Here is a 791-nt window from a genome sequence, read left to right as displayed (position 1 = left end):
CTCGCATATGGCCGAGGGTTATACCCGTGCCGAACCCGGCAACATCGGCGTATGCATCGGCACGTCGGGCCCTGCCGGCACCGACATGATCACCGGCCTGTACTCGGCCTGGGCAGATTCGATTCCCATCCTCTGCATCACCGGCCAGGCGCCCCGCGCCCGCCTGTACAAGGAAGACTTCCAGGCCGTCGACATCGAATCGATCGCCAAGCCGGTCACGAAGTGGGCCGTCACCGTGCGTGAGCCGGCGCTGGTACCGCGCGTGTTCCAGCAGGCGTTCCACCTGATGCGCTCGGGCCGCCCGGGCCCGGTGCTGATCGACCTGCCGTTCGACGTGCAAGTCGCCGAAATCGAATTCGATCCCGACACGTATAGCCCGCTGCCGGTCTACAAGCCCGCGGCAACGCGTGGCCAAGCCGAGCGCGCCATCGAGATGCTGTGCCAGGCCGAGCGCCCGCTGCTGGTGTGCGGCGGCGGTGTGATCAACGCCGATGCGGCCAAGCTGATGGTCGAGTTTGCCGAGCTGGTGAATGTGCCCGTCGTCCCGACCCTGATGGGCTGGGGCGTGCTGGCCGACGACCACCCGCTCAACGCCGGCATGGTGGGCCTGCAAACGTCCCACCGCTACGGCAACGCCACGCTGCTGGCGTCGGACTTCGTGTTCGGCATCGGCAACCGCTGGGCCAACCGCCACACCGGCAGCGTCGACGTCTACACCAAGGGCCGCAAGTTCGTGCACGTCGATATCGAACCGACCCAGATCGGCCGCGTGTTCGGTCCGGACCTGGGCA

The 791-nt window shown here is 67.3% G+C and carries 1 protein-coding gene; it reads left to right on the top strand.

From position 1 onward, the window contains the following. A partial coding sequence (locus FUT88_RS25620; RefSeq protein WP_261797303.1) for a thiamine pyrophosphate-binding protein occupies positions 1 to 791 on the top strand: 791 nt, incomplete at both ends.

It is taken from the genome of Ralstonia sp. TCR112, from assembly GCF_007997035.1.
Classification (GTDB): domain Bacteria; phylum Pseudomonadota; class Gammaproteobacteria; order Burkholderiales; family Burkholderiaceae; genus Ralstonia; species Ralstonia edaphi.
This window is presented reverse-complemented; position numbering and strand designations above follow the sequence as displayed.